21 protein-coding genes and 1 pseudogene are annotated in these 25,749 nt (G+C 64.7%); 8 read left to right on the top strand and 14 right to left on the bottom strand.

Going from position 1 to position 25,749, the window contains the following annotated elements:
* Window positions 1–15 precede the first annotated feature (15 nt).
* Entirely contained in the window at window positions 16–1,668 is a 1,653-nt protein-coding gene (locus tag LFL96_RS31845; protein WP_281001867.1) for a cyclic peptide export ABC transporter, read from the bottom strand.
* Between the two features lie 323 nt (window positions 1,669–1,991).
* Between LFL96_RS31845 and LFL96_RS31850 the strand changes: the two genes are divergently transcribed.
* The 3 genes from LFL96_RS31850 to LFL96_RS31860 all read left to right on the top strand — a co-directional run bounded on the left by LFL96_RS31850 (window position 1,992) and on the right by LFL96_RS31860 (window position 6,099).
* Window positions 1,992–2,774, top strand: a complete 783-nt coding sequence (locus LFL96_RS31850; protein ID WP_281001868.1) for a helix-turn-helix transcriptional regulator — start codon at window positions 1,992–1,994, stop codon at window positions 2,772–2,774.
* A 232-nt stretch (window positions 2,775–3,006) separates the two neighbouring features.
* Window positions 3,007–4,170, top strand: coding sequence for a helix-turn-helix domain-containing protein (locus LFL96_RS31855; protein WP_281001869.1), 1,164 nt, complete (start codon window positions 3,007–3,009; stop codon window positions 4,168–4,170).
* 126 nt (window positions 4,171–4,296) lie between these two features.
* Window positions 4,297–6,099, top strand: coding sequence for an NAD(P)/FAD-dependent oxidoreductase (locus LFL96_RS31860; RefSeq protein WP_281001870.1), 1,803 nt, complete (start codon window positions 4,297–4,299; stop codon window positions 6,097–6,099).
* 64 nt (window positions 6,100–6,163) lie between these two features.
* On the opposite strand, the gene LFL96_RS31865 is transcribed toward LFL96_RS31860, so the two are convergent.
* Window positions 6,164–7,531 carry a HAMP domain-containing sensor histidine kinase gene (locus tag LFL96_RS31865; RefSeq protein WP_281001871.1) on the bottom strand — a complete coding sequence of 456 codons (1,368 nt, stop codon included), beginning with the start codon at window positions 7,529–7,531 and terminating at the stop codon, window positions 6,164–6,166.
* Entirely contained in the window at window positions 7,528–8,250 is a 723-nt protein-coding gene (locus tag LFL96_RS31870; protein WP_281001872.1) for a response regulator transcription factor, read from the bottom strand. The genes LFL96_RS31865 and LFL96_RS31870 overlap by 4 nt, the downstream gene beginning before the upstream one ends.
* Before the next feature lie 223 nt (window positions 8,251–8,473).
* Between LFL96_RS31870 and LFL96_RS31875 the strand changes: the two genes are divergently transcribed.
* The 3 genes and pseudogenes from LFL96_RS31875 to LFL96_RS31885 all read left to right on the top strand — a co-directional run.
* Window positions 8,474–8,830, top strand: coding sequence for a hypothetical protein (locus LFL96_RS31875; protein WP_281001873.1), 357 nt, complete (start codon window positions 8,474–8,476; stop codon window positions 8,828–8,830).
* Between the two features lie 120 nt (window positions 8,831–8,950).
* Complete coding sequence (locus LFL96_RS31880) at window positions 8,951–9,592, top strand: DsbA family protein (RefSeq protein ID WP_281001874.1); 642 nt, start codon at window positions 8,951–8,953, stop codon at window positions 9,590–9,592.
* A gap of 281 nt (window positions 9,593–9,873) precedes the next feature.
* Window positions 9,874–10,584, top strand: a pseudogene (locus tag LFL96_RS31885) (winged helix-turn-helix domain-containing protein); the annotation flags it as partial.
* A 143-nt stretch (window positions 10,585–10,727) separates the two neighbouring features.
* Here LFL96_RS31885 and LFL96_RS31890 read toward each other — a convergent pair.
* The 5 genes from LFL96_RS31890 to LFL96_RS31910 form a co-directional block, all read right to left on the bottom strand.
* A complete protein-coding gene (locus LFL96_RS31890) occupies window positions 10,728–11,579 on the bottom strand; it encodes a heme ABC transporter ATP-binding protein (protein WP_281001875.1) in 852 nt (283 codons plus the stop codon).
* A gap of 31 nt (window positions 11,580–11,610) precedes the next feature.
* Window positions 11,611–12,693: an iron ABC transporter permease gene (locus tag LFL96_RS31895; protein ID WP_281003915.1), complete on the bottom strand. Its 1,083-nt coding sequence runs from the start codon at window positions 12,691–12,693 to the stop codon at window positions 11,611–11,613.
* Window positions 12,694–12,740: 47 nt separating this feature from the next.
* On the bottom strand, window positions 12,741–13,601 hold the full coding sequence (locus LFL96_RS31900; RefSeq protein ID WP_281003916.1) for an ABC transporter substrate-binding protein: 861 nt from the start codon (window positions 13,599–13,601) through the stop codon (window positions 12,741–12,743).
* Window positions 13,602–13,636: 35 nt separating this feature from the next.
* Window positions 13,637–14,713, bottom strand: coding sequence for a ChuX/HutX family heme-like substrate-binding protein (locus LFL96_RS31905; RefSeq protein ID WP_281001876.1), 1,077 nt, complete (start codon window positions 14,711–14,713; stop codon window positions 13,637–13,639).
* Window positions 14,714–14,777: 64 nt separating this feature from the next.
* Window positions 14,778–17,027: a TonB-dependent hemoglobin/transferrin/lactoferrin family receptor gene (locus tag LFL96_RS31910; protein ID WP_281001877.1), complete on the bottom strand. Its 2,250-nt coding sequence runs from the start codon at window positions 17,025–17,027 to the stop codon at window positions 14,778–14,780.
* A gap of 434 nt (window positions 17,028–17,461) precedes the next feature.
* Between LFL96_RS31910 and LFL96_RS31915 the strand changes: the two genes are divergently transcribed.
* Window positions 17,462–18,934: an MFS transporter gene (locus LFL96_RS31915; RefSeq protein ID WP_281001878.1), complete on the top strand. Its 1,473-nt coding sequence runs from the start codon at window positions 17,462–17,464 to the stop codon at window positions 18,932–18,934.
* Window positions 18,935–19,049: 115 nt separating this feature from the next.
* Here LFL96_RS31915 and LFL96_RS31920 read toward each other — a convergent pair whose 3' ends face one another.
* Both LFL96_RS31920 and LFL96_RS31925 read right to left on the bottom strand, forming a co-directional pair.
* Window positions 19,050–19,628 (bottom strand): thiamine phosphate synthase, encoded by a 579-nt coding sequence (locus tag LFL96_RS31920; protein WP_281001879.1) that lies wholly within the window; start codon window positions 19,626–19,628, stop codon window positions 19,050–19,052.
* 46 nt (window positions 19,629–19,674) lie between these two features.
* A complete protein-coding gene (locus LFL96_RS31925) occupies window positions 19,675–22,050 on the bottom strand; it encodes a DNA polymerase II (protein ID WP_281001880.1) in 2,376 nt (791 codons plus the stop codon).
* 170 nt (window positions 22,051–22,220) lie between these two features.
* Here LFL96_RS31925 and LFL96_RS31930 point away from each other — a divergent pair, with 170 nt between their 5' ends.
* Window positions 22,221–22,646 carry a PRC-barrel domain-containing protein gene (locus LFL96_RS31930; RefSeq protein WP_281001881.1) on the top strand — a complete coding sequence of 142 codons (426 nt, stop codon included), beginning with the start codon at window positions 22,221–22,223 and terminating at the stop codon, window positions 22,644–22,646.
* A 147-nt stretch (window positions 22,647–22,793) separates the two neighbouring features.
* Here the strand turns inward: LFL96_RS31930 and LFL96_RS31935 are convergent, their stop codons facing one another.
* The 4 genes from LFL96_RS31935 to LFL96_RS31950 all read right to left on the bottom strand — a co-directional run bounded on the left by LFL96_RS31935 (window position 22,794) and on the right by LFL96_RS31950 (window position 25,628).
* Window positions 22,794–23,804: a DUF2891 domain-containing protein gene (locus tag LFL96_RS31935; protein ID WP_281001882.1), complete on the bottom strand. Its 1,011-nt coding sequence runs from the start codon at window positions 23,802–23,804 to the stop codon at window positions 22,794–22,796.
* Window positions 23,805–24,152: 348 nt separating this feature from the next.
* On the bottom strand, window positions 24,153–24,488 hold the full coding sequence (locus LFL96_RS31940; protein ID WP_281001883.1) for a hypothetical protein: 336 nt from the start codon (window positions 24,486–24,488) through the stop codon (window positions 24,153–24,155).
* Window positions 24,485–25,078 carry a type VI secretion system amidase effector protein Tae4 gene (locus LFL96_RS31945; protein WP_281001884.1) on the bottom strand — a complete coding sequence of 198 codons (594 nt, stop codon included), beginning with the start codon at window positions 25,076–25,078 and terminating at the stop codon, window positions 24,485–24,487. The genes LFL96_RS31940 and LFL96_RS31945 overlap by 4 nt, the downstream gene beginning before the upstream one ends.
* Before the next feature lies 1 nt (window position 25,079).
* Complete coding sequence (locus LFL96_RS31950; RefSeq protein ID WP_281001885.1) at window positions 25,080–25,628, bottom strand: PAAR domain-containing protein; 549 nt, start codon at window positions 25,626–25,628, stop codon at window positions 25,080–25,082.
* Window positions 25,629–25,749 lie beyond the last annotated feature (121 nt).

Here is a 25,749-nt window from a genome sequence, read left to right on the forward strand (position 1 = left end):
CGTTATCGAACCCGTTCATGGCGCCACCGCCGTCGTGCCGGATAACGCAGGCGATGCGCCGTGGTTCGCGACATCGCCGGCCAGGCGCCCATGCTCCAGCTTCACGCAGCGGTCGGCGAGATGGAAGTAGCGATCGTCGTGCGTGATCGCGACGACGGTCTTGCCTTGCGCTTTCAGCGCGGGCAACAGCCGGTGATAGAACACGTCCTTGAAGACGGGGTCTTGATCCGCCGCCCATTCGTCGAACAGATAGAACGGCCGGTCTTCGAGAAACGCGACCAGCAGCGCGAGACGTTTGCGCTGTCCCTGCGAGAGATCGAGCGTCGTGAACGTGCCGTTTTCGATACGCACCTTGTGATCGAGTTGCAGATCGACGAGCAAGGCCCGCGCCGTCGCCTCGCTGTTCACGGGCAAACCGAAGAGCGTGTCGAACAGAAAGAAGTCGCTGAACACCACGGAAAAGAGCTGCCTGTAACTCTCGCGATTCATTTCGTCGACGGGATGCTCGTCGAGCAGCACGCGGCCGTTTTCCGGTTCGTAGAGGCCCACGAGCAGCTTGGCGAGCGTCGTCTTGCCGCTGCCGTTGCCGCCGATCACGAACACCAGCTCGCCCGGCACGAAACGCAAATCGACCGGCCCGAGCGTGAAGAAGCCGTTTTCCTTTTCGCGGAAGTAACGATGCGTGACCTGCTCGAAGCGAATGCTTTGAAACGCGGGGCTGGGCGGCGCGGTGCTCGACAGTTCGAGCGGCAATTCCGTGTTGAGCTTCTCGATGCGTTCCAGCGCGACGCGCGCCGAGCCGAGACTCGGCAACGCCGCCAGCAGATTCTCGATCGGCATGATCATGTACAGGAACACGAGCGCGTAGCCCGACATCACGTGAGTCTCGACGGTGTACACGCGCGTCAGCACGAACAGCGTGAGACCCACGAATGCGAACAGGATCAGGCTGCCCCAACTGGCCGCCGCGGCGTACAGCACGTAGCCGCGCGTACGCTGCACGCGGACCGCCTCGACGTGCGGCGCGAGCGCGTCGCTGACGAAAGCATGGCGACGCGCGCGATGCAGCTTCAGTTCCTTGGCGCCGTCGAACAGCGCGCGAAAGCGTTCGACCAGCGCATCCTCGCGCTGACGCGACGCGCGCAGATGAAACAGCGCGCGATCGTTCGCGTAGTAGAAACCGAGCGTGCCGATCCCCACCGTCGCCAGCGCGACCAGCAGGATCTGCCACGACAGCATGCCGAGATAGACGAGGCAACCGGCGATCACCGCGCCTTGCATCGCGATGGCCGGCAGCGAGATGAAGAACACGACGATCGCGTCGAGGTCCTGGGTCAGCACCGCCAGCGAACGGGCGGCGCCATGCTTTTCCAGATGCGCATACGACGCCTGGGCGATCCGCGCGATGGTGCGCATTCTCAAGGTCGCCTTCGCGCGTTGGCCGAGATACATGAAGAGCGTTTGCGACAGCAGCCGCGCGATCAGCACGACCGCGCCGACGCCCGCGAATTGCAGCCCGAGCGTCGCGAGTTGCGATGGCGCGGCCCCGAGCGCCTTGTTGATCAGCGCGACCAGCGCGGCGTTGGCGAGGCCGCTGACGAGACTCGCGCTCAGCGCGACCAGCACCAGCCAGCGCGCGCTGCGCAGCAGGAACAGGATCAGCGGCATGGACGCCTCGCGATGGCGGCGGCGGCCGCGAGGTCGACGGAAAGCGCCGTCGTGGCGGCAATCCCCGCGATTTCGGCGCTGTCGGCGCAATTCATTCCGGTTAAGATGGCGTCCGGCTGGCAAATGAGACTCATTCCTGATTGATCGCGGGCTGCGGCCTAAGCGTTGATATGCAAGGAGAATATCGGTTGCGCGCCACGAAAGGCCGACAATCGATGTCGAATTCTGGACAAAATGTGTCTGTTCGACGATATGGGCCGGCGTGCACGATCTGCGGAGCCGGTGCGCGGCGGCCGTGCTCGGGGCAGGGCAAAGAGGAACCGATGAAAGAGTTTTTACTGAAGCGCTATCCGATGACCCGGCTGCCGTTGCCGCGCAGCGTGATGGCGTCCGTGTCGCAGCATCGGCATGGCGAGCGCACCTCGTGGCATCAGCATCATCATGGGCAACTGGTGTTCGCGGTGCGCGGCGTGGTGCGCGTATTGACGCCGCAACGCACGTGGACGCTGCCGCAGTCGCGCGCCTTGTGGCTGCCGTCGGACGTCGATCACGAATTGCACGCGGTCGGCGCGGGCGAACTCTGCAACGTGTATATCGAGCCCGAGGTGGTCGAGTGGCAGTGGGACGAACCGCTCGCGTTGTCGGCGTCGCCGTTGTTGCGCGAACTGGCGCTGACCCTGAGCGCGGGTGGCTCCGATTACGCGCCGGCCAGCCAGGCCGCGTTGTCCGCGCCCTTGCTGCTGAAGGTGATCGCCGCCGCCGCGACGATGCCCGAAAGCGGCGTGCCCTTGCCGCGCGACGAACGTCTGCTGAAAATCTGCGAGCACCTGATGAACGATCCGGGCAGCGACACGTCGCTCGATTTCTGGGCCGCGCGCATGGGCGCGAGCGGCCGTACGCTCGCGCGTCGCTTCAAGGACGAGACCGGCATGACCTTCGGTCAATGGCGTCAGCATATGCGCGTGGACGAGGCGATCACGCGTCTCACGCTCGGCCAGCCGGTCGCGCGCGTGGCCGGCGATCTCGGTTACAGCAGCGCGAGCGCGTTCATCGTGATGTTTCGTCAGATCACCGGCAGTCCGCCGCAGCAATACCTGTCCGCGTGACTTTGCGTGTTTTCGCGCGCGCGGACGCGGCGCGATGCGTGAGAAAACGTGAGAAAGCACGCGTGAGAAAAAATTCTCACCGCGGACCATGGTGCACTGCGGTGTGCATCTCTCGATGCGCGCGTGCTAAAAATCGTCCCACAGCTTGCGGTTCTGGAGACGACGCCACGCGGCCAGCGGCGCACAATGCCTCCAGTACCCGACCAGCCCCGCATTCGTCCGGAGGTCCGTGATGCCGTATGTTCCGTCAACCCGACATATCGACCGCGTCCGCAACGTCATCGACGGGCGGACGGTGCGGCCGGGCATCGACGGCACGCGGCTCGCGTCGTCGTACCGGCGCTCGCTCGAGCAATATCATCTCGACCCCGGCGCGACCGTCGGGCCGCGCGTGCTCACCGTGCCCGAATTGCGCGACGTCCAGCATCGCGAGGAATCGTTCCTGCGCGCCTCGGGCCAGTGTCTGTCGCGGCTGCACGAAATGGTGCGCGAAGCCGACTACTGCGTGATGCTCACCGACGCGCACGGCGTGACGATCGACTACCGCGTCGATCGCGAACGCCACCACGATTTCAAACGCGCGGGCCTGTATCTCGGTTCGTGCTGGTCGGAAAGCGAGGAGGGCACCTGCGGCGTCGCCAGCGTCTTGCTCGATGCCGAGCCGATCACCGTGCACCGCACCGATCATTTCCGCGCGGCGTTCACCACGCTGACCTGCAGCGCGTCGCCGATCTTCGGTCTGTACGGCGAACTGCTCGGCGTGCTGGACGCGTCCGCCGTGCAATCGCCCGACGAGCGCGAGAGTCAGCGGCTCGTCAATCACATCGTGCGGCAAAGCGCATTGCTGATCGAGGACGCGTATTTCCTCAACGCGGCGAGCGATTGCTGGGTGCTGCTCGCGCATCGCAATCGTCATTACGTGGAGGCACAGCCGGAGATCCTGATCGCCGTCGATGCGCGCGGCAACGCGATCGCCGCGAACCGTCGCGCGCGCGAATGCGTACCGGCGCTTGCGCAACTGCCATGTCACGTGACGCAACTGTTCGACATGCCCGCAGAACGCCTGTTCGATGCGAAAGCGGCGCGCGGTTTCGTGTCGCTGAGATTGCACGACAGCGGTGCACCGCTGTTCGCGCGCGTGCGGCCGCCGTTGCTGACGCACGTGGCGAAGCCGCCTCGATCTGCGTCGCGCGGCGACACCGCCACGTCGCCAACCACCCAATCCGCCACGCCGCCGCTCACCGACGACGACGCGCTCGAACGCGACCGCATTCTCGCCGCGATGAACGCCGCGAAGTGGCGCGCCGACGCGGCCGCGCAGGCGCTCGGTATTTCACGCGCGACCTTGTACCGGCGAATCGCGAGGCTCGGCATCAAACCGCCGCATAAGTGTTAGCGGCGCGGTAACGGTTCCCGGCCCTTTGCGTTCAGCGCGCCGGTGCCGTCGATTCCCCTAGCGGGCGCAGAACCCGCGTTTCCAATCGAAGTCGTTCGATCATCCGTTTCGTATGGAGGAGCAACCATGCCTGACCACAACGTAAAGCCCATTCTCTCCGGCGTGCTGGAGTCGCTGGAAAGCGCGCTGCGACGCGGCGATGTCGATGCCGCCGTCGCGCTGTTCCAGCCCGACTGCTACTGGCGCGATCTGGTCGCGTTCACCTGGAACATCAAGACGCTCGAAGGCCGCGAGCCGATCGCCGGGATGTTGCGCGCGCAACTGGACGCGATCAAACCGTCGGCCTTCCGCCTCGCGCAGGAGGAACCCGAAACCGACGCCAACGGCGTCACCCAAGGCTGGATCTCGTTCGAGACCGAAGTGGCGCGCGGCAGCGGCTTTATTCGTCTGAAGGACGGCCGCATCTGGACCCTGCTGACGACGATGGCCGAACTCAAGGGTCACGAAGAGCCGAAGGGGCCGAAGCGGCCGATGGGCGCCGAGCACGGTGCGCGCACCGACCGCACGAGCTGGAAGGAAAACCGCGAGGCGGAACTCGACGCGCTCGGCCATTCCACGCAGCCGTATTGCCTGATCGTGGGCGGCGGCCAGGGTGGTATCGGACTCGGCGCGCGGTTGCGGCAGCTCGGCGTGCCCACCCTCATCGTCGACAAGAACGAGCGGCCTGGCGACGCCTGGCGCAAGCGTTACAAAACGCTGTGCCTGCACGATCCGGTCTGGTACGACCACATGCCGTATCTGCCGTTTCCGGACAACTGGCCGGTGTTCACGCCCAAAGACAAGATCGGCGACTGGCTGGAGATGTACACCAGGGTGATGGAGTTGAACTACTGGGGCGGCACGACTTGCAAGTCCGCGCGTTACGACGAAGCGAAAGGCGAGTGGACGGTCGACGTGGAACGCGGCGGCCAGACCATCACGTTGCGCCCCAAACAGCTGGTGCTGGCGACCGGCATGTCGGGCAAACCGAACCTGCCGGCATTCAAGGGCATGGACGTGTTCAAGGGCGAGCAGCATCACTCGTCGAAGCATCCGGGGCCGGACGGTTATCGCGGCAAGAAGGTCGTGGTGATCGGCGCGAACAATTCGTCGCACGATATCTGTGCCGCGCTGTGGGAAGCGGGCGTCGACGTGACGATGGTGCAGCGTTCGTCGACCCATATCGTCAAATCGGATTCGCTGATGGAGCTGGCGCTCGGCGACCTCTATTCGGAGCGCGCGGTGGCCTCGGGCATGACGACCGCGAAAGCCGACCTGACCTTCGCGTCGATCCCGTACGCGATTCTTCACGAGTTCCAGATTCCCGTGTTCAACGCGATTCGCGAGCGCGATGCGGCGTTCTACGCGCGGCTGGAGAAAAGCGGCTTCATGCTCGATTTTGGCGACGACGATTCCGGCCTCTTCATGAAGTATCTGCGGCGCGGCTCGGGCTATTACATCGATGTCGGCGCATCGGATCTCGTGGCCGACGGCAAGATCAAGCTGAAGAGCGGCGTGGATGTGGTCGAGCTAAAAGAGCATTCGGTGCTGCTGAGCGACGGCAGCGAACTCGAAGCGGATGTGGTGGTGTACGCAACCGGTTACGGCTCGATGAACGGCTGGGCCGCCGATCTGATCTCGCGCGAGGTCGCGGACAAGGTGGGCAAGGTCTGGGGATTGGGCTCGAACACGACGAAAGACCCAGGGCCGTGGGAAGGCGAGCAGCGCAACATGTGGAAGCCCACGCAGCAGCAGGCGTTGTGGTTCCACGGCGGTAATCTGCACCAGTCGCGGCATTACTCGCAGTATCTGTCGCTGCAACTGAAGGCGCGGATGGAAGGCATCGCGACGCCGGTGTTTGGTTTGCAGCAGGTGCATCACCTGTCGTAGCGCGCAACGAGTGACAGGGTGACGCGAAGACATGCGCCGCGGCGCATGTCTTCGCAGCGTTCGGTCACGCCACGGCGGGCAGCGTCACGTTCACTTCCAGTCCACCGCCTTGCCGGTTGCTCAGCGAAATATCGCCGCCGTGCGCCTGAATCACCGCGCGCGCCGACGTGAGGCCGAGGCCCATGCCGCCCGTCGAACGGTTGCGCGATTGCTCGAGCCGGTAGAACGGCGCGAACACTTTTTCCAGCGCGTACGACGGTATGCCGGGGCCGTGATCGATCACCTTCAGGTGAATCCGCGTGGCCGTGCATTGCAGTTCCAGTTCGGCGCGGGTGCCGTACTTCAATGCGTTGTCGACCAGATTCGTGCACGCGCGCCGGAACGAAAACGGCCGGCCGCTGAACGGAAAACGCTCGGGCCCCGCGTAGGAAACCGGCTTGCCCTGATCGCTGTAGTCGTCGGCGATCGTGCGCAGCAGGCCGGCGAAATCGAACACGGTCGCTTCCTCGTCCTTGTAGTCGTCGCGGAAGAACGACAGCGCGGAATCCGCCATCGCCTGCAGATCGTCGACATCGCGAAACAGACGCTCGCGCTGATCGTCGTCGTCGATGAATTCGCCGCGCAGGCGGATTTTCGTGAGCGGCGTGCGCAGGTCGTGCGACATCGCCGCCAGCATCGCGGTGCGGTCTTCGACGAACTTGCGCAACTGCGCCTGCAACGCGTTGAACGCGGCGATCGCCGCGCGCAATTCGCGCGGTCCCGCTTCGCGCACCGGGCCCGAGCGTGGATCGCCGCCGAAGCGGCGCAGGTCGTCGGCGAAACGGCGCAGCGGCTTGGACAGAAAATACGTCGCCACCACGGAGGCCGCGAGAATCGACAGCGCGACGAAGCCCAATGCGATCGCGATCTGCGCCGGGCGCGGCAGCCCCCACGCGCGGCGCGTGGCGGTGAACACGAGCCAACTGCCGTCGTTCAGGCCGGCCGCGAGAAAATACGCGTGCGGATCGCGCGCGCGATCGTAGTGCGGCAAGCTGCCCGACAAACCGTCGTCGGATTTGAACAGCAGCACGGTACGCGGGTGACCGTTGGCGGCGAACCACTGCGTGACCTCGGCGTCGGAGCGTGGTGCGACAGGCGCCGCCGCGAGCGTCCTGGCGGTCGGCGAGGCGGCCGGATACCAGTCCACCGTGGTCGCCGGAATGTGCGACGCGCTCGCCAACGGCTGACGGTAGCCGTCCGGCACCGTTTCGACCATCAGGATGATGTCGTTCGCGCGGCCGAGCAGCGCGGCTTCCTCGGCCGACGGGCGCGCCCACACGCCCGCGAAATGATTGAACACCACGCTCAGCAACAGCACGCCGACGATCGCGGAGCCGACCGTCAGCGCGATACGCCAGCCGATGGTGTCGGGCGGTCGAAAGCTGGTTCTCATCCGCGCCGTACCGCCGGCGTGAACATGTAGCCGCCGCCGCGCACGGTGCGGATCATCGGCGGTTCTTTTTCGTCGATGTCGAGCTTGCGGCGCAGGCGCGCGACCTGCACGTCGACGCTGCGGTCGTACACCTCGTGCGAGGCGCCGTGAGCGAGATCGAGCAACTGTTCGCGCGACAGCACGCGTTGCGGATGTTCCGCGAACGCGAGCAGCAGATCGAATTCGGTGCTGGAGAGAATCATCAGCGTGTTGTCCGCCGAGCGCAGTTCACGCCGTGCGATATCGAGCCGCCAGCCGGCGAACGACAGCATGGGCCGCGTGCCCGTGCTCGCGACCGCGACGTCGGTTTGCGTGGTCCGGCGCAGCACGGCCTTCACGCGCGCGAGCAGTTCGCGGGCATCGAAGGGCTTGGTCAGATAATCGTCGGCGCCGATTTCGAGGCCCACCACGCGATCGACGTGATCGGCCACCGCCGTCAGCATGATCACGGGTACCTTCGAGGAGGCGCGCAAGCGCCGGCACAGGCTGAAGCCGTCTTCGCCGGGCAGCATCACGTCGAGGATCACGAGGTCGATGGGCCGGCTGTTCAACATCTCGAAGAGCGTGTCGCCGTCGGTCGCGATACTGACCTCGTGGCCGTGCCGGCGAAAGAAACCTGTCAGCAAGGAGCGGATGTCCTCTTCGTCGTCGACCACCAGTACGTGCGGCATAGCTTTCATTCCCAAATGCTAATACGGGGCGGCGTTCAAACGATGTCGGCCAGACCCCGCCAATATTTCAAGGCTGCAACATTGTATCGGGGGCGAAATATCGCGCACATCATGGCGTCGGATCGGGCCGGTAATCTCGCCGCTTCCGACGGAGCTTCGCGGGCGTCATGCGCTTGCACCTGCATCGCGCGCCGCGTCGGCCGCCGAGTCTCGACGTGAATGGAGAAGAACCATGCTGTTTGCCACGCATCCCAACCGATCGGCCCGCTGCCGTGACGCCCGCGCCGCCCATGCCGCGGCGGATGGCGAGCGCCGCCAGGGTCAGGACGCCGCGCGTGGCCGCGTGCGCCGCTCGTCCGCCGGTACGGCGCTGTCGGGTTCGAGCAATCTCGACGGCTGGAAGGCGTACGCGGCGCCGTCGTTCGAAAGCGGCAATGCGCGGCGTCATGACGCGGTCGAGGTGTCGAATCTGCGCGACGCGGCGCAACAGATCGCCGAGCTTCGCGCGCAGTTGCGCGACAAGCAGGCGGAAATCGACGTGCTGGCCGAAGCGGTGGAATACGCGCGGGGGTTTTGCACGGAGTGTTGAGGTGGCGGGGCGTTAAAGCGTCGATGCGTTAAGCTTCGGGCCCATTCCGCATGCGACACGGCGGCTCTTCGCCGAAGCTCGCCCCGTCAACGACTCGACCACGCCGCAAGGAGGCGCACGATGGCTACTCTTCATTACATTTACGATCCGCTGTGCGGCTGGTGCTACGGCGCCGCGCCGCTGGTCGCGGCGGCGCGCGGCGTGCCGGGCCTGACGGTTGTCGCGCACGGCGGCGGCATGCTGGCCGGCCCGCAGCGCCGCGGCATCACGCCGCAATGGCGCAGCTACGTGATGCCGCACGACCGGCGCATCGCCGAATTGACCGGTCAGCCGTTCGGCGACGCGTATTTCGACGGCCTGCTGCGCGACGAACAGGCGGTGATGGATTCGGAACCGCCGATTACGGCCGCGCTCGCCGCACAGGCGCTCGATGGGCGCGGACTCGACATGATTCATCGCGTGCAGCGCGCGCATTACGAAGAAGGCCGTCGCATCAGCGAGGTGCCGGTGCTGGAGGCACTCGCGACGGAGATCGGTCTGCCCGCCGATGCGTTCCGCGCCGAATACGCGCGGCAGGCCGGCGCGGCGACGCAGCAGCATATCGACGCGAGCCGCCGTTTGCTCGACGCGGTGGGCGGCCGGGGCTTCCCGACCTTCGCGCTGGAAGATGCCGACGGTCGCGTCGGCGTAATCGATGCGGGGGCCTTTCTCGGCCAGCCGGTCGAATGGGCGCGCGAGCTGGCGCGCGTGGCCGCGGTCTGAATCAGCCGAGGTGCAACGGCATTTCACTCTCCGAAGGAATCCGCGGCGATAGCGGATCGTAAGCGTGCGTGCCGCCGTCGGCGGACACCCGATAAAAAAGTCAGACATTCAGCGACGGATTTGCGCGACTCGCCGCGTTCAAGAGATCTGGGCACAGCGTTCGCAATTCGATTGCACGCGTCTGACGATTCTGAAAGCCGGCATCGAGACCGGGTCAGACGAAGGCAACCGCGAACGTGACTGCAAATCCGCTTGTCATCTTGCGCGTCGGGTTGCTTGATATGAATGCACAAATACTGGTCGTCGACGACGATGCCGAACTCATCGAGGTACTGACCAGCCTCCTCGAACGGGCCGGCATGGCGGTGTCCGTTCTGCGCGACGTGAGCTTGCTGGCCGAAAGGATCCTGCAGGTTTCGCCCGATCTGATCGTGCTCGACCAGATCAAATACGGCGCCGAAGGGCTCGACGCGCTGAGCCGTCTGCGCGCCGCGGGCAACGAGGTGCCGGTGATCCTGACCGCGCGGCCCACCGACGTCGATCGCATCATCGGCCTCGAAATGGGCGCGGACGATTGCATCGGCAAGCCGTTCAATCCGCGTGAACTGCTGGCGCGCGTGCGGGCGGTGCTGCGCCGTTGCAATACGACGGCGCCGGCCGCCACGCGGGAAGAAGACCGGGCAGTCGTGTTCGGTCCGTTCACGCTGGATCTGCGCTCGCGCACTCTGGAAATGGATAACAGCGCGTTCTTTCTGTCGGCGGCCGAATTCGCGCTGCTGAAGGTGTTCGTCGACAATCCGATGCGCACGCTGACGCGGGTACGGCTGCTCGAATTGCTGCATGGCGCGGAAGAGGAGCGCACCGATCGCGGCGTCGACGTGCAGGTCTGGCGGCTGCGGCGCATTCTCGAAGCCGATCCTTCCGCGCCGCGTTTCATTCAGACCGTGCGCAGTCACGGCTATGTGTTCGTGCCGGACGGCGCGCGTCATGCACCGGCCCGCAAAGCGATGAACGGCACCCGGCCGAGCCGCCGCGCAGTGCCGCCGATGCAGCGGGAAAGCGCGTAAATAGCGGGCTTGTCGCTTGATAGCGCGCCTCTCGCGTGAGCGCATTGCGCGAGGCGCGACGCCAGAATTTACGCGGGCACCGCGACCGGCGCCGATCCATCTCCCGCATCCAGCATCCGCACCGCGAAGCCGAAGCAGCGTTCGATCAACGCCGGTTGCATGATCTCGCGCGGCGCACCCTGCGCGATGATCGTGCCGTCGGCGAGCAACGCGATGGCATCCGCGTAACGTGCAGCAAGATTCGGATCGTGCACGATCGCCAGCGCGCCGATCCGCCATCGACGCGTCAAGGTCTTCACGGTCTCCAGCAGACGATGCTGATGCGCGAGATCGAGCGCGGCCGTCGGCTCGTCGAGCAACAGGTAGCGCGCGGCTCGATCCCCTCGATCCGCTCGCTTCGTTGCATTCGCAACCGGAGGCTCTTCCTGCGGCCAGATCTGCGCGAGCACGCGGGCAAACTGCACGCGCGCCAATTCTCCGCCCGACAACGTCGTGATGTCGCGACCAGCCAGCGTATCGGCGCCCGCGAGCGTCAGCGCCTCGTCAACGATACGGCGATCGTCGCGCGACACCGCGCCGCCGGTCGAGTGCGGATAGCGGCCGAGCAGCACGATTTCATCGACGGTAAAGGGAAACACCGGATTCGACGCTTGCGGCAGCACCGCGCGCAAACGCGCCAGACGCTTCGCCGGAATCTCGGCGAGGGCTTCGCCGTTGAGCGTCGTCGTGCCGTCCAGGTGCGCGGAACGCGTCGAGCCCGCGCCGTGAAATTCGCCGGCCAGTGCCTTGAGCAGCGTACTTTTGCCGGCGCCGTTGCAGCCGAGCAGCGTGGTCAGGCGGCCCGGTTCGATCGTGAGCGACAGGTCGCGCAGAATGGGCCGGTTGCCGCGCGTGATCGAGAGATGTCGGGTGATGAGCATCGGTTGCGTTCCGTCGGGAAGTCTGGATCGCTCACAGACCGAGTTGACCGCGGCTGCGCCACAGCAGCGCGAGAAAGAAGGGTGCACCGATCAGCGCCGTCAGAATGCCGAGCGGCACTTCGGCGGGCGCGGCGACGGTGCGCGCGGCGAGATCGGCGAGTACGGTCAGCGTGGCGCCGAGCAGCATCGCGCCGGGCATCACCACGCGTTGATCGGGACCGCACGCGAGCCGCACGCAATGCGGCGCGACGAGTCCGATAAAGCCGATCACGCCCGTGCACGACACCAGCGCGCCGACGCTCAATGCCGACGCGACCAGCACCGTGCGCTTGACCGCCTGGGCAGGCACGCCGAGATGCTGCGCTTCGGTTTCGCCGAGTTGCAGCGCGTTCAACGCATGGCCGTGGCGCGCGATCAACAACGTGCCGGCGAGCACGAAGGGCGCGACCGCGCCGAGTACCGGCCATTGCGCGCCGCCGAGGCTGCCCAGGCTCCAGAAGGTGAGCGAGCGCAATTGCGCGTCGTCGGCAAGATAGGTGAGCAGGCCGATCGCGGCGCCTACCAGCGCATTGATCGCGATGCCCGCGAGCAGCAACAGCGGCAACGCGAGCCGGCCGCGCGCGGCGGCGAGCCGGTAGACGAGCGCGGCCACGCTCAACGCGCCGGCGAACGCCGCGGCCGGCAGCCAGACCAGACTCAACGCGCCGACCAGCGGCCCGAGCACGATCAGGGCCGACGCGCCCAACGCGGCGCCACTCGAAATGCCGATCAGACCCGGATCGGCCAGCGGATTGCGGAACAGCGCCTGCAGCGCGCTGCCCGCCGAGCCGAAACCGGCGCCGACCAGCAGCGCGAGGACCACGCGCGGCAGACGGATCTGCATCAGCACCGCGCGCGCCTGTTGCAACGCTGGATCGTTGGCGAGTTCGGCGGGCGTCGCGAGCAGCGCGGACCAGACCAGCGATGGGCCGATGCGATACGCGCCGACGCAGATCGCGGCGAGCGTCGCGAGGCCGAGTGCGACGGCGAGCGCGGCGAGCAGCAGACGCGCGGTGCGCCGCCGCCGGTCGGCCAGCGTCGCGAGCGTGTCACGTGTGGCTGGTGTGTGCCGCATCGGCCGGTGGAGTCCGGTCGACGTGGATCCCGCGACATCCGAATCCATTACGCCTCCTGCAACTTCTGGTTCAGCGTGGTCACCGCGGCCGGCAGGCGCGGCCCGAAGCCGAGCAGGAACAGCGCGTCGAGCGCGACCACGCGCTTGTTCCGTCCGGCGGGCGTCGCCGCGAAGCCGGGGCTCGCGAGCATCGCCGCCGTGCCGCCGACCGCGCTCAGGCCTTCGTCGGTGGTGAGGATCAGGTCGGGCGCGGCGCTGATCAGCGCTTCCGCCGACAACGGCCGGTAGCCGCTGAAGCCCTGCATCGCGTTGCGCGCGCCGGCATAGGCGAGCATCGCGTCGGCGGCGGTGCGCTGGCCGGCGACCATCGCGCCGTTGCCCGTGTGGTTCAGCACGAACAGCACGCGCGGCGCCTGTGCGCGGCGGGCAAGCGGCGAGGCGGCGACCGTGTCGCGGGCGCGCTGCCAGTCGCCGTTGAAACTCGCGAGCAGGGTATCGCCTTGTGGATTCGCGTCGAGCGCTTTGGCGATGCCGGTGATCTTGTCGCGCACGCTATCGACGTCGTGCTGTTCGGCGAACGACACGACCGGCACGCCGGCCTGCTTGACCTGCGCCAGCACGTTGGGCGGTCCCGCTTCCGCCGACGCCAGAATCAGATCGGGCCGCAGCGACAGCAAGCCTTCCGCCGACAGCGCGCGCTGATACCCGACCTTCGGCAACGCACGCGCGGCGGCCGGGTAACTGCAGGTCGTATCCGCACCGACCAGCACGCTGCTCGCGTTGCCTTGCGCGCCGAGCGCATAGATGATCTCGGCGAGCGCGCCGCCGACCACGATCACCCGGCGCGGCGGCTGCGCAAATGCGCCCGGCGCGAATGCACCGAGCAGCAGCGCGCCGCCGCCGAGCATCAGACGCCGCCGCTGCCGGTTCAGGCCCACGCCGTTCACGCTGCCGCCCCGTCTTGCAGACGCGCGATGCCGTCGACCAATTCGCGCCAGCCGTCGAGTTCCGGCGTGCCCGGTTTGCGCGCGCCGAACAGCATCGCGATGTTCTCGCCTTTCGCGTCGAACAGTTCGAGCGAGGTGACGATGCCGTCGCTGGTCGGCTTGCGCACCACCCACGCGCTCGCGACCAGGTCGCCGCGCAGATGCAGATTGAAGCCCGGATCGAGCACGTTGACCCACGGTCCCATCGCGCGGATATTGCTGACCGGTCCGGTATGAATCTGGATCATCCCGCGATTGCCGACGAACACCATGATCGGCAGCGCGGTTTGCGCGGCGTGTTCGAGCAGGCCTTGCAGCGCGTCGTTGGCGACCGGATACGCGTAGCGGCGTTCGGCGAGCCGCAGCGCCTGCGTGCGCGCCAGGCCGAATTTGCGCAGCACGCCGAAAAACTGGTGCGTGTCGGTCATCGCGTTCCACGCGTCATGGAACGCAGGGACGTCGATGTCGCTGTCCAGATTCAGCGCGGGCGGCGCGCTCGCTTCCTCGACCGTGAGACCGGGCGCCTGGTCGCGCATTTGCCAGCGCTCGACGAAGGCGTCGAACGCGTCGTGATTGCTGTGCTCGCGCAGGAAAATCTTGTGGACCGCGTGACCTTGTCTGTCGAAGAACTGCAGGCTCTTCTGCACGCCTTGCGCGGTGGTGTCGCGCACCGCGAAACCCGACGCCCACGCGTGGTAGAACACGCGCAGATCGATCGCGCTGCCGAGCACGAGGCCGACCGTGCCGTCGTGGCTCATGTCCTCGAATACGCCGTCTTTCTCGTGCACGGCGGCCTCGTTGCGCGTGAGCGCCATCACGGCGCCGAGCTGCGGCATCTGTTCGTACAGCTCGACGAAATTCGCTTCGAGCCGCACCACGTGTTCGCCGACGAAGGCGGCGAGCGCTTCGCCTTCGCTAATGCCGAGCGCGTGCGCGGCTTCGCGGTTGCGCAGTTTCTGCGCGGCCTTGACGGTCTGGAAGTCGTGACGCAACTGGCTCAGTCGAGCGGCGTCGTGATGGGCGGAATTCAGCATGATGGATGCCTCGCAATGCGGGGTAGCAGGTTGGAAGAGAAAGAGGGGTTGCGTACGGCCGGCATCAGAAGTCCATCTTCATGCTGACCGACACGTTGCGGCCGGGCGCGGTGTACGCGTCCTTGATAGGCGACGAATCGGCGATGCCGCGCACGTCCGACCAGTTCCAGTACTTGCGGTCGAACAGGTTGTACACGCCGACGTACGCAACGACGTGCTTGTTGAAGCGATAGCCGCCGCGCAGATCGACCACGAAACTCGAACGGGGCGCGAAGCAGGTTTGCGACGAACAGCTTTTCGGCGTGATGTCGCTCGATTTCTTCGCGGCCTGGAACAGCAGGTCGGTCTGCACGAACCAGCGCTCGCCCGGTTCGTAGCGAACCCCGAACACCGCCGAGAACGGATTGATCGTGTCGAGCGGCTGATTCGCGCCGTTGCCGCCTTCGACGCTGCCCTTCGTGAAGGCCATCGCGGTCTTCACGGAGAAGCCATATGGCAGCGCCCATTCGGCGCGTCCCTCGAGACCGTGAATGGCGGCGCGCGAATAGTTGACGTACTGGAACACCAGCGGATCGTTCGGGCGTCCGCTGCCGCTCACGGTCTGTTGCGCGATGAAGTCGCGATAGCGGCCGGCGAAAATCGCCGCGCTGTAGCGCAGCGGCCCGAGGCCGGTGCCGAGCTTGCCGCGCAGACCGGCTTCGATGGTGTCGCTGGTTTCCGGCTTCAGGTTCGGATTGCCGATCGACGTATAGCCATACAGCGGATTGGCGAAGCTGTTGTTCACCTGATCCGGCGACGGCGCGCGGAAACCGTGCGCGTACTGAGCGTATGGAATCAGCGCGGGCGACACTTCGTACAGCACCGCGAGACGCGGCGACAACGCGTTATCGCTCGACGAAACCGGTTTGCCCAGATACTGCGGATCGCCTGTTTTGGCGTTCAACGCGTAGGAATCGAAACGCAGACCCGGCGTGACGGTCAACGCGCCGTAGCTGATCTGATCCTGAATGAACGCGCCGAGCAGACGGTAGTCGGTATCCGGGAACGGCTTGTTCGGGAACGCGGCTTCGCCCGCGCCGGGCACGGTGCCGTCGCGCAGTGCGGTCACGCGATCGAGGCTGCCGTCGCCGCCGTACAGCAGCTTATGCGCGACGATGCCAGTGCGGAAGTTGCTCTCCGCGAAGGCCGAACCACCGAACACGCGCTCGCCGTAATGGCTCAGACGCGTGCGCGAAGCGGAGGAGCCGCGCGTTTCGAACGAATCCTGATCCTGCCATGCGTCCTGGTAGTACACCTGGACGTGCGCGGTCTGGAAGAAGCGCGCGGTGTCGTCGTTGAAATCGTAGTCGAGGCTGTAGCGATTGCGTTCGAGCTTGTCGTTGCCGGTCAGCGCGAGCGTGGTGGGCGGATTCACCGCGGACAGCACGTTCGTGTCGATCCGTTCGCGCACGGTTTCGGCGGTGAACTTGAAGGTATCGTGCGCGGTCGGTTTCACGACCAGTTTGCCGAGCAGCGTTTCGGAGTACGTGTCCTGCGGATTCGCGGTGGTGCGCAGCGTGCTGGCCGAGTTGTTCGAGCCTTTGTTGTCCAGTTCGTGACCGCGCCGGCCGTCGGCGATCAGCATGCCCTGGATCATGTCGTTGCCGCCCGCCGCCTGAACTGTCGCGCCTACGCTGCGATCGGCCGATTCATAGCTGGGACGCACCGAGAAATAGGTCGGCTTGTTGTAGATGGCGAGCAGGTCCTGCGGGTCCTTGGTGAGGAAATTCACCGCGCCGGTCAGGCCGTCGCTGCCGTACAGCGCCGATGCCGGACCGCGCAGAATCTCGATGCGCTTGAGCGTGCCGAGATCGGCGTAATCGCCGCGGCCGGCTTCGAGCGGACCGAAGGTGAACGAGTAGGGCAGACGGATGCCGTCTTCCATCATCAGGATGCGGTTGCCTTCCAGACCGCGGATGTTGATGCTCGAATCGTTGTCGCGACCGCCGCCCAAGGCGGCGGAACCTGGCCGGTACGGCGCGCGGCGCACGGTGACGCCGGGTTCGTAGCGCAACGCATCCTTGATGTTTTCGGCCTGCTGCTCTTCGAGATCCTGATCCGTGATGACCGAAACGGAAGCGGCCGTGCGGCTTTGCGGCGTGGCAGTGCGCGTGGCGGTGACGGTCAGCGGATCGAGCAGATTCGCGGACGCCAATTGCGAAGCCTGGCGCGATGCCTGGTTTTGCGCGGGCGGTGCCTTGGCCGCCGTGTTGTCGGCTGCGTGAGCCGTTTGGGCGGCCCAGAAACCGGCGACGCCAAAAACGCCGGACAGCATGATAGCCAGCGGACGTCGCGCTGTATTGAGGTGATGCACGTGTGGTTCTCCCGATCAAACAAGCCCGTACGCTGGCTGGGTGTCGAGAAGCACCTGGCTGGCAGTTCGCATTCGATTCAATGCGAGCTGTGTATGTGAATTGGATAAATGAAGGTAACTAAAGCCTTACAAATTTATGGTAAATGAGAATCGTTGTCAACTTGATGTGCGGGAATTTTTCCCGTAGCCGCGGGTTATGTCGTTGGCATCATTGACGCGTTGTCGCGCCGACTCCCCGGTAGAATGCTCGGCGGATCACGGCCGGCATGAGTGGGGCGGCGCGGGTAAAAGATTGCCCGCAAGACCGCTCCCAGGACCGGCGCGAGACTGGCCGCGGCAAGCCTCATCGAGGGTAAGCCGGGCTGACCGACCGCACTGAATGGAGACACGACAACATGGCATTTCCCGATCGCGCCGGATCCGTCGCGCAACGCGACGCAGGCGCGTCATCTCTCGACGCGGGCGGTTCGGCCGCGCGACTCGACGCCGGCAGCATCTCCGCGCGTCTCGACCGTCTGCCCGCCACGCGTTCCGTCTGGAAGCTCGTCGTCCTGCTCAGCCTCGGCTTCTTCTTCGAACTCTACGATCTGCTGTACTCCGGCTATGTCGCGCCGGGTCTCGTCAGGAGCGGTCTGCTCACCGCGACCACGCACGGCCTGTTCGGCTCGACCGGCGTCGCGAGTTTCATCGCGGCGCTGTTCAGCGGGCTCTTTATCGGCACCATCGCATGCGGGTCTCTGGCCGACCGTTTTGGGCGACGCGCCGTCTTCACCTATTCGCTGCTGTGGTACACGGCCGCCAACGTCATCATGGCGTTTCAGGACACGGCCACGGGACTGAACTTCTGGCGCTTCGTCGCGGGTATCGGCATTGGCGTGGAGCTGGTGACGATCGGGACGTATATCTCCGAACTGGTGCCCAAGGAGATTCGCGGGCGAGCGTTCGCGTGCGAGCAGGCGGTGGGTTTCACCGCGGTGCCGGTGGTCGCGTTCCTGTCGTATCTGCTCGTGCCGCACATGTTCTTCGGTCTCGACGGCTGGCGCTGGGTGGTGCTGATCGGCGCGCATGGCGCGCTGTTCGTGTGGTGGATTCGCCGCGCGTTGCCCGAGAGTCCGCGCTGGCTCGCGCAACGTGGACGCCTCGACGAAGCCGACCGCGTGATGAGCGCACTGGAAGCGAAAGTGCGCCGCGAGTATGGCCGCGACCTGCCGCCGCCCGCGCCGCCCGTGGCGGTGACGCCGGTTGGCGAGGCGCCACGGCGTAGCAGCTTCGCCGATATGTGGGTTCCGCCCTACCGTAGCCGCACGGTGATGATGACGCTGTTCAACATCTTCCAGACCGTCGGTTTCTATGGCTTCGCGAACTGGGTGCCGACGCTGCTCATCAAACAGGGCATTACGGTCACCACCAGCTTGATGTATTCGAGCGTGATCGCGCTTGCGGCGCCGCTCGGTCCGGTCATCGGTCTGTTCATCGGCGATCGCTTCGAGCGTAAGACCGTGATCGTGGTGATGGCCGGCGCGAACATCGTCTGCGGGTTGTGGTTCAGTCAGGCGGCGGGCGCAGTGTTGCTGGTGAGCCTCGGCGTGTGTCTGACGCTGGCGAACAACATCATGTCGTACAGCTTCCACGCGTATCAGGCCGAACTCTTTCCGACCAGCATTCGCGCGCGCGCCGTGGGCTTCGTTTATTCGTGGAGCCGTTTTTCCGCGATTTTCACCGCGTTTCTGATCGCCGCCGTGCTGAAGCAGTTCGGTACGCTTGGCGTGTTCGTGTTTATCGCCGGCGCGATGCTGATCGTGATGCTGTCGATCGGATTGATGGGGCCGCGTACCAAGGGAATCGAACTGGAAAAGATCTCGCGGTAGGCGGTGCGCTTGCGCGGGAGAGATGGGCGCTGCGCACTGCGTGCTGCGCATTGCGCGAGCCTTAGGGGGCGTCCGCTTCGGCATCGGCTTCGCGGCTCGACGCGCCCCCCGCGACTCACCAAAGACTGCTGATCGCCGCGATGCCGCGAGCGCCATGCGAGCGCGCCACGACGACGTGGTTCGTCTTCATGCCGCCAAGCGCGTACACCGGGATTCGAACCTGCGATGTCAATTCGGCGAAGCGCTCCCAGCCCATTGGCGTGGCATCCGGGTGAGTGGTCGTGGCGAGCACGGGCGACAGTGTGACAAGATCGACGCCGATCTTCTGCGCGTGCAGGAGTTGTTCGAGCGAGTGACACGCGGCGGCCAGAAGTTTGTCCGTGGGCAATGGCCGTACCGTGCATTGCATCAGCTTCGCGCTGCTCAAATGCAGCCCATCGGTTTCGATGGATTGCGCGAAGTGATCCGGCGCATTCGCGATCATGCGCGCGCCGTGGCGATGGCACAGTTCCAGCGCCACGCCGGCCAGATCCGCATAGGCTCGCGGCGCCATCGTTTTCGAACGAAGCTGGACCAGTTCGATGCCGCGCAGCAACGCGCCGGACAATCGCTCGATGAAGTCCGTACGATCCATGCCGGCTGGCTCCGGCGTTATCAGAAGCCGGTCGGGTAGTGCTGCGATTGCATCAGGCATTCGAATAAGGTCCGATATTCAGTGGCGGCATGAGTGCCGGTTACGCTCAGAACAACTGCCGCTGGCCCGACATCAAGGTCGTGAAATCGTCGCGCAGCAGCGGCAGGATCGCGTCCGCGACGGGCTGCAATTGCCGCGTCAGATAGTGTTCGTAATCGATCGCCGAGCGCAGCGTTTCCAGCGGCTCGGGTCCGGCGACCGTCATCACGTAGCTGATCCAGCCGCCGTTCTGGTATTGCAGCGGCCGCCCCTGGCTGCGGTTGAAATCGTCGGCGACGCGCGCCGCGCGTACGTGCGGCGGCACGTTGCGCTCATACTCGCCGAGCGGACGACGCAGCCGCTTGCGATACACCAGCTGGTCGTCGAGCTTGCCCGCGAGCGTATCGCGAACGTAGCTGCGCACATAGTCCTGATACGGTTGCTGCTTGAAGATCCGCCGGTAGAGTTCCTGCTGAAACTGTTGCGCGAGCGGCGTCCAGTCGGTGCGCACCGTTTCCAGTCCTTTGTAGACGATGTCTTCGCTACCGTCTGCCTGCACGGTCAAGCCCGCGTAGCGTTTCTTGCTGCCTTCCTCGGCGCCGCGAATGGTCGGCATGAAAAAGCGCTGATAGTGCCGCTCGAATTGCAGTTCGAGCGCGCTGTCCAGACCGAAGCGGCTCTGCAAATTCTGTCGCCACCATGCGTTGATATGCTCGACCAGCGCCCGGCCGATACGGCTCGCGTCTTCTTCGTCATGCGCGTGTTTGAGCCAGACGAAGGTGGAATCCGTGTCGCCGTAAATCACCTCGTAGCCTTGCTGCTGGATCAGCTCGCGGGTGGCGTGCATGATTTCGTGGCCGCGCATCGTGATCGACGACGCGAGACGCGGATCGAAGAAACGGCAGCCGGTCGAGCCGAGCACGCCGTAAAACGCGTTCATGATGATCTTCAGCGCCTGCGAAAGCGGCGCGTTGCGTTCGCGCTTCGCGCTCTCGCGCCCTTGCCAGACCTGCGCGACGATCGACGGCAGACAATGGCGCGTGCGCGAAAAGCGCGCGCCGAGAAAACCCGGTACGGAGAGATCGTCGCCGGGGTTCAGCATGCCTTCCACGAGACCGACCGGGTCGATCAGGAACGTGCGGATGATCGACGGGTACAGGCTCTTGTAGTCGAGTACCAGCACCGAATCGTAGAGCCCCGGCCGCGAATCCATCACGAAGCCGCCGGGGCTCGCCGCGTCGGCCACGTCGCCGAGATTCGGCGCGACGTAACCCTGCCGATGCATGCGCGGCATGTACAGATGCGTGAAGGCCGCGACCGAGCCGCCGCTGCGATCCGCCGGCAAGCCCGTGACAGTGGCACGTTCGAGCAGAAAGCGCAGCAGGTCGGTCTTCGCGAAGATACGCGTGACCAACTCGCAATCCTTCAGGTTGTAGCGCGCGAGCGCGGGTTTGTCTTCGTCGAAACGGCGCTGGATTTCGTCCATGCGCTGATACGGATTGTCGATCGCCTTGCCCTCGCCGAGCACCGAGCGCGCCACGTGTTCAAGGCTGAAGGAGGGGAAGCTCCACGTCGCGGAGCGCAGCGCCTCGATGCCGTCGATGATCAATCGTCCCGCCGCGCCCGCGAAAAAATGGTTCTGCTTGAGACCATGCTCGCGCCACTCCATTACCGCACCGCCACGGCCGAGCCGCAACGGCACGCGGTATTGCTCCGCGTGTTGCTGCAACACGCGCAGATCGAATTGCACGAGATTCCAGCCGATGATCGCATCGGGATCGTGCCGCTCCATCCACGTGTTCAGTTTTTCCAGCATCTGCGCGCGGGTCTCGCAGTACTCGAGATCGAAGTCGAGATCGGCCGTGTCCGCAGGCGTGCCGTTCGGCGCGCCGAGCATGTAGACCTGACGCTGACCGCAGCCTTCTAGCGCGATCGAATAGAGCTCCGTGTGCGCGCTGGTTTCGATATCGAGCGATACCAGCTTCAGGGTCGGCCGGTAACCGGTCGATGGTTTGAGTTCGGCGTTCAGCAGCGGGCCATCGCCTTGCGGATCGCCCGTGAACTGCACCGGCGCGGTGATGAAGCGCTCCATCATGTAGCGCTCCGGCGGAAAGACGTCGGCCTCGTAGACGTCGACGCCGCCTTGCTTGAGGCGCTTCTCGAAACCCGTCAGTTGCCGGTACTGCGGACAGTAAAGGCCCATCACCGGCCGATGCTGGAAGTCGCGTAAGTCGAGCGGGCGCAGATCGAGCGGCGCTTCGCGACGCAGCACCGTTTCGGCGCGCTCGCGCTGGTCGACCGGGATGAACGCCACGGAAGGTTGCGGACGCAAACGGATGTGACGAGGCCCGCCGTCCGTGGCCAGCCAGAAATCGACCTCCGTGCCGGCGGGCGTATCCCGCCAATGCCGGGTCAAGATAAAACCCTGTTCAAGCTCAGTCAAACTGCCACCTCTAATGCAGGCGTGATCGCCTTGCGCGATTTTACCGCCATGCATCGAGCGGGCTGGCATGCCGCATGCAACCGCGTCACGCAGTCTGTATGATCCTGATGCAGCGAATCGTCCGGCGCGCTCCGCGCGTCGGCCAGGTCCATTTAAAACGGAGTGAGAATATGACGTTGAGCAAGCTTGTCATTGCGGTCGCGGTAGCTGCAACCAGCCTGGGTGCCCAGGCGCAAGTCGCGGGCGCGCAACCGCTGAGCGTCACGGTCGAACAGTCCACCGCGCTGTTGAACGGCTGGAGCGTGAAGAAGAGCATTCTCGGCAAGACCGTGTACAACGACCAGAACGAAAAGATCGGCACGGTGCGCGATCTGGTGGTCGCGCCGGACGGCTCGCTGTCGGCCGCTATCGTTTCGGCGGGCGGTTTTCTCGGCGTGGCCTCGCATGACGTCGCGGTGCCGATCGCGGCGCTGGATATCCGCGGCGGCAATTTCTATCTGGCGGGCGCAACCAAGGACGCGTTGAAGGCGACGCCGGAGTTCCAGTACAACAAGGTTCAGGCGCCGCCGAAGCCGAAAAAACTGACGGGTCAGTGATTCGGTCATTCAGTTATTCAGTTGTTAAGCGATATACGTAGCCGGCGTGACGGCCGGCCACGCAAAAGCGTGGCCCGTGCGTCGTTATCGGCGTAGTAACGGAAGCAAGCGGCTCATGGCATGAGTCGACGCTTCCGTTTTTGTTTTCTACGCTTCCAGTGCCAGCGTCGCGAACGTCCCCAGCCAATGCTCGCCCATGTAGTCGCCTGCCACATGCGGCAACGCGCTATGCAGATGGCGCTCGGCCGCTTCGAACAGCACGGTGCGGCGCACATCGCCGGCAGGCAGCGCGCGGGCGAGGGCGCGCTGACACCACGCGCGGCTCAGATTCAGGCCATCGAGGTGCGCGATCTTGCCGTCGGTACGATCGGTGACGGTGACCGGATCGAACAGCGTGGCCGGTTTTTTCGCGCCGATGTCCGGCAGGAAGCGCCCGAACCAGTCGACGAATTGCGCGGGCGGCAACACGCGCCGCATCAACTCCGCTTCCATCAGCGACGGCGACAGGAACTCGTCGCCGGCAGGCTCCCACGCCTGACACGCGACGTCGTTCAGATACCAGCGCTCGGCGGTGTTGACGAGCAGCGCTTCCAGCGCGCCGCGTGAGGTTTGCCGCGCGAAATCCAGCGTGAGCGCCAGCGCGAACGCCATGTTGAAATGCGTGCCGACGCGCAGCGGATAGGTCGCCTTCGGCAGAAATTCCTCGAAACGCGCGACGAAACATTCCGTGAGCGGCGCGAGCGTTTTCGCCCAGCGCGCGCCGTCCGAGAGTTTCATCGACGCGAGCTGCGCGCTGAGCGCGAGCAGCCACGCCCACCCATACGGACGCTCGAAACCACGGTTGTGCGGCAGGTCGAGATAGGCCAGTTCGCCGGCGACGTTGGCCGCGGTGAAATGTTCGTCGACGACCGCCACGATACGCGCCGCCTCGGGCAAATCGGGGAAGCGTTCGAGCAGATGCAGGACCAGCCAGTAGCCATGCACGCACGAATGCCAGTCGTAGCTGCCGTAGAAGATCGGATGCAGCGCCCGGGGGCCTTGCACGTCCTGCGGACCGGCCAGCGAATGCGTGAGCTTGTTCGGATACTCGCGCGTGAGATGGGCGAGCGCGAGGTTGGCGAATCTGGACGCCAGTTCGGGCGTCAGTAGCAGGGTCATCGGCGCCTCCTCAGGAGCAGTGGTGCGAGCGGACACGTCAGTATGGCGGTGGCGAAAAACAACCGCGAAGCCTGTGGCCGTGATGGCCTTTCGGTGCCCGTCACGCAGATTAATACCGCGAAAGCGACGAACGTCAAACCTGTCAGCACGTAGAGGTGACGTGGCGAGCAGCGGTGATGGAATTTAACACGATAAATTATCGATAAATAGTTAACAAAATGTAGACCAAGGGTAAACGCAGGGGCGAGGAGGCCTCGATGAGACAGACGGATCGCGCGAGGCAAATGTTCGAATGACCCGCGCGTCGGTGGGTGAGAGCAAAGCCCATGCGCTCACGGTCCGTCAAACTTAAGGCCAGACCAACGCGTGGAACGCGAAGTAGAAAAGCGCGGTTCCGACAGCAAGGAGCGCTGCGGACACCAGCATCCGGGATACCGTTATCCGCGACGCCAGTGAAGACCCGGCGATCGTCCAGACGAGGGCAGGGCCTGTGAGGTAGAGCGCAATCATCAGGTCGCCGGACCACGGGACCACGCAATGCTCGATGTCCCAGCATGAATGCCAGCGTGTCGACACGATTGGCCACGACCATTGTTGAGCGATCCGGCCGGCGAGTAGCGCGAGTTGCCAGGATGCAAACAAGCCCATGAGGAGATAGAGAGCGGAAATCGTCGCGCGTCTCATTGCATGTCCCAGAAAAGAATCTGACGGGATTTTCCTAAATCCGAATACCAGGCGGCGGCTATCCCGATGCGAAATCTCAAGAACGACAGGATGCGTCCTCTCAAACCGGGGGAGGTCAACGAGTCCTCGTTCCAAAGGTCGATGTGGTCGCCGGTGGGATGCTCTCGCCGGTCCGTTGACCGCGCCCAGTATCCAGAGAAGAAGATGATGCCGGTTCGACCGCGTATGGCGTTTTGCCAATTTGATCCGGTGACATCTTCGGGGGTACGCAGTCCGGCAAACGGACGCAATTTTAGCCATTCGGCCAGTTCACGGGCGCGTAGTGCCGTTCGTTTGCCGTCGATACGAATCTGACCTGCTCCGCGAAACGATTTCATTTCGATGTCGACGCGGTGTAACGCGATGCTCATTCGAATAGCGCACTGATTGTCGGCGTACGGTGGGACTTCTCCCGTTGCCGGATCGACGAATGGGTTTTCCTTGTCTGGATAGGCCGACCACAACTCGTCGAACCTCAGAACTTTCAAGTGCACCTGCTTGACCGAATTGGGTGTCGAATTGGTTCTTACCAGCATTTTTCCGTTCGGCATTTCAGGCTTCCAATTGTCTTGCCAAGGCTTCGTCGCCCCAATGCACTGTGTAGTCTTCGACGGCCTCGGTGAATACTCGCGGCAGGCGACTGTCGCTTTCCAGCCGGCCTGTGATCGTTCTGTTGTCCGCGGTTTCGATGAAGTAGGGATAGCCGTCGATCGTCGTACTCGATGACGCGCAGCAGACCTGTTCGTCGTAGCGGATTCGGAGAAAAGGCGAATTGTCGGTTCTGGATGCACTGGCAGTACTTTTGATGGTTTGCGATTCGCCAATGCATTCGACGAAAACTCCGGGATTCGCTCCAACTATGACCCGGTTTTCCTTGCATGGACAGCGTACGACGTCGCCGTCCAGGACGGCACATCTTCCCGGCTCACTCATTCCTTCGCCGGTTGCGACTATGTCGTGAGAACCTTCGCAGTTTCCGCAGGTGGCCTGATCCCCACTCAATGCAATCTGTTTGTCGTCGTCGTAAAGCGTCGATGAAATGGCGATGACGGTCCCGCCAGTCGTGGTCGAGTCACCATGGCGCACGGCTGCCTTACGCATGCTGTCCTCCGGCGTATCTCGTGGGTTTTACACTGCGGTTCAGCATGCTCGAATCTCCTCTCTGGATAAGAACTCACGCTGACAAACGCTACATGTCTGAGTGACGTGCTTGCGGTCAGTG

The organism is Paraburkholderia sp. D15 (genome assembly GCF_029910215.1).
Classification (GTDB): domain Bacteria; phylum Pseudomonadota; class Gammaproteobacteria; order Burkholderiales; family Burkholderiaceae; genus Paraburkholderia.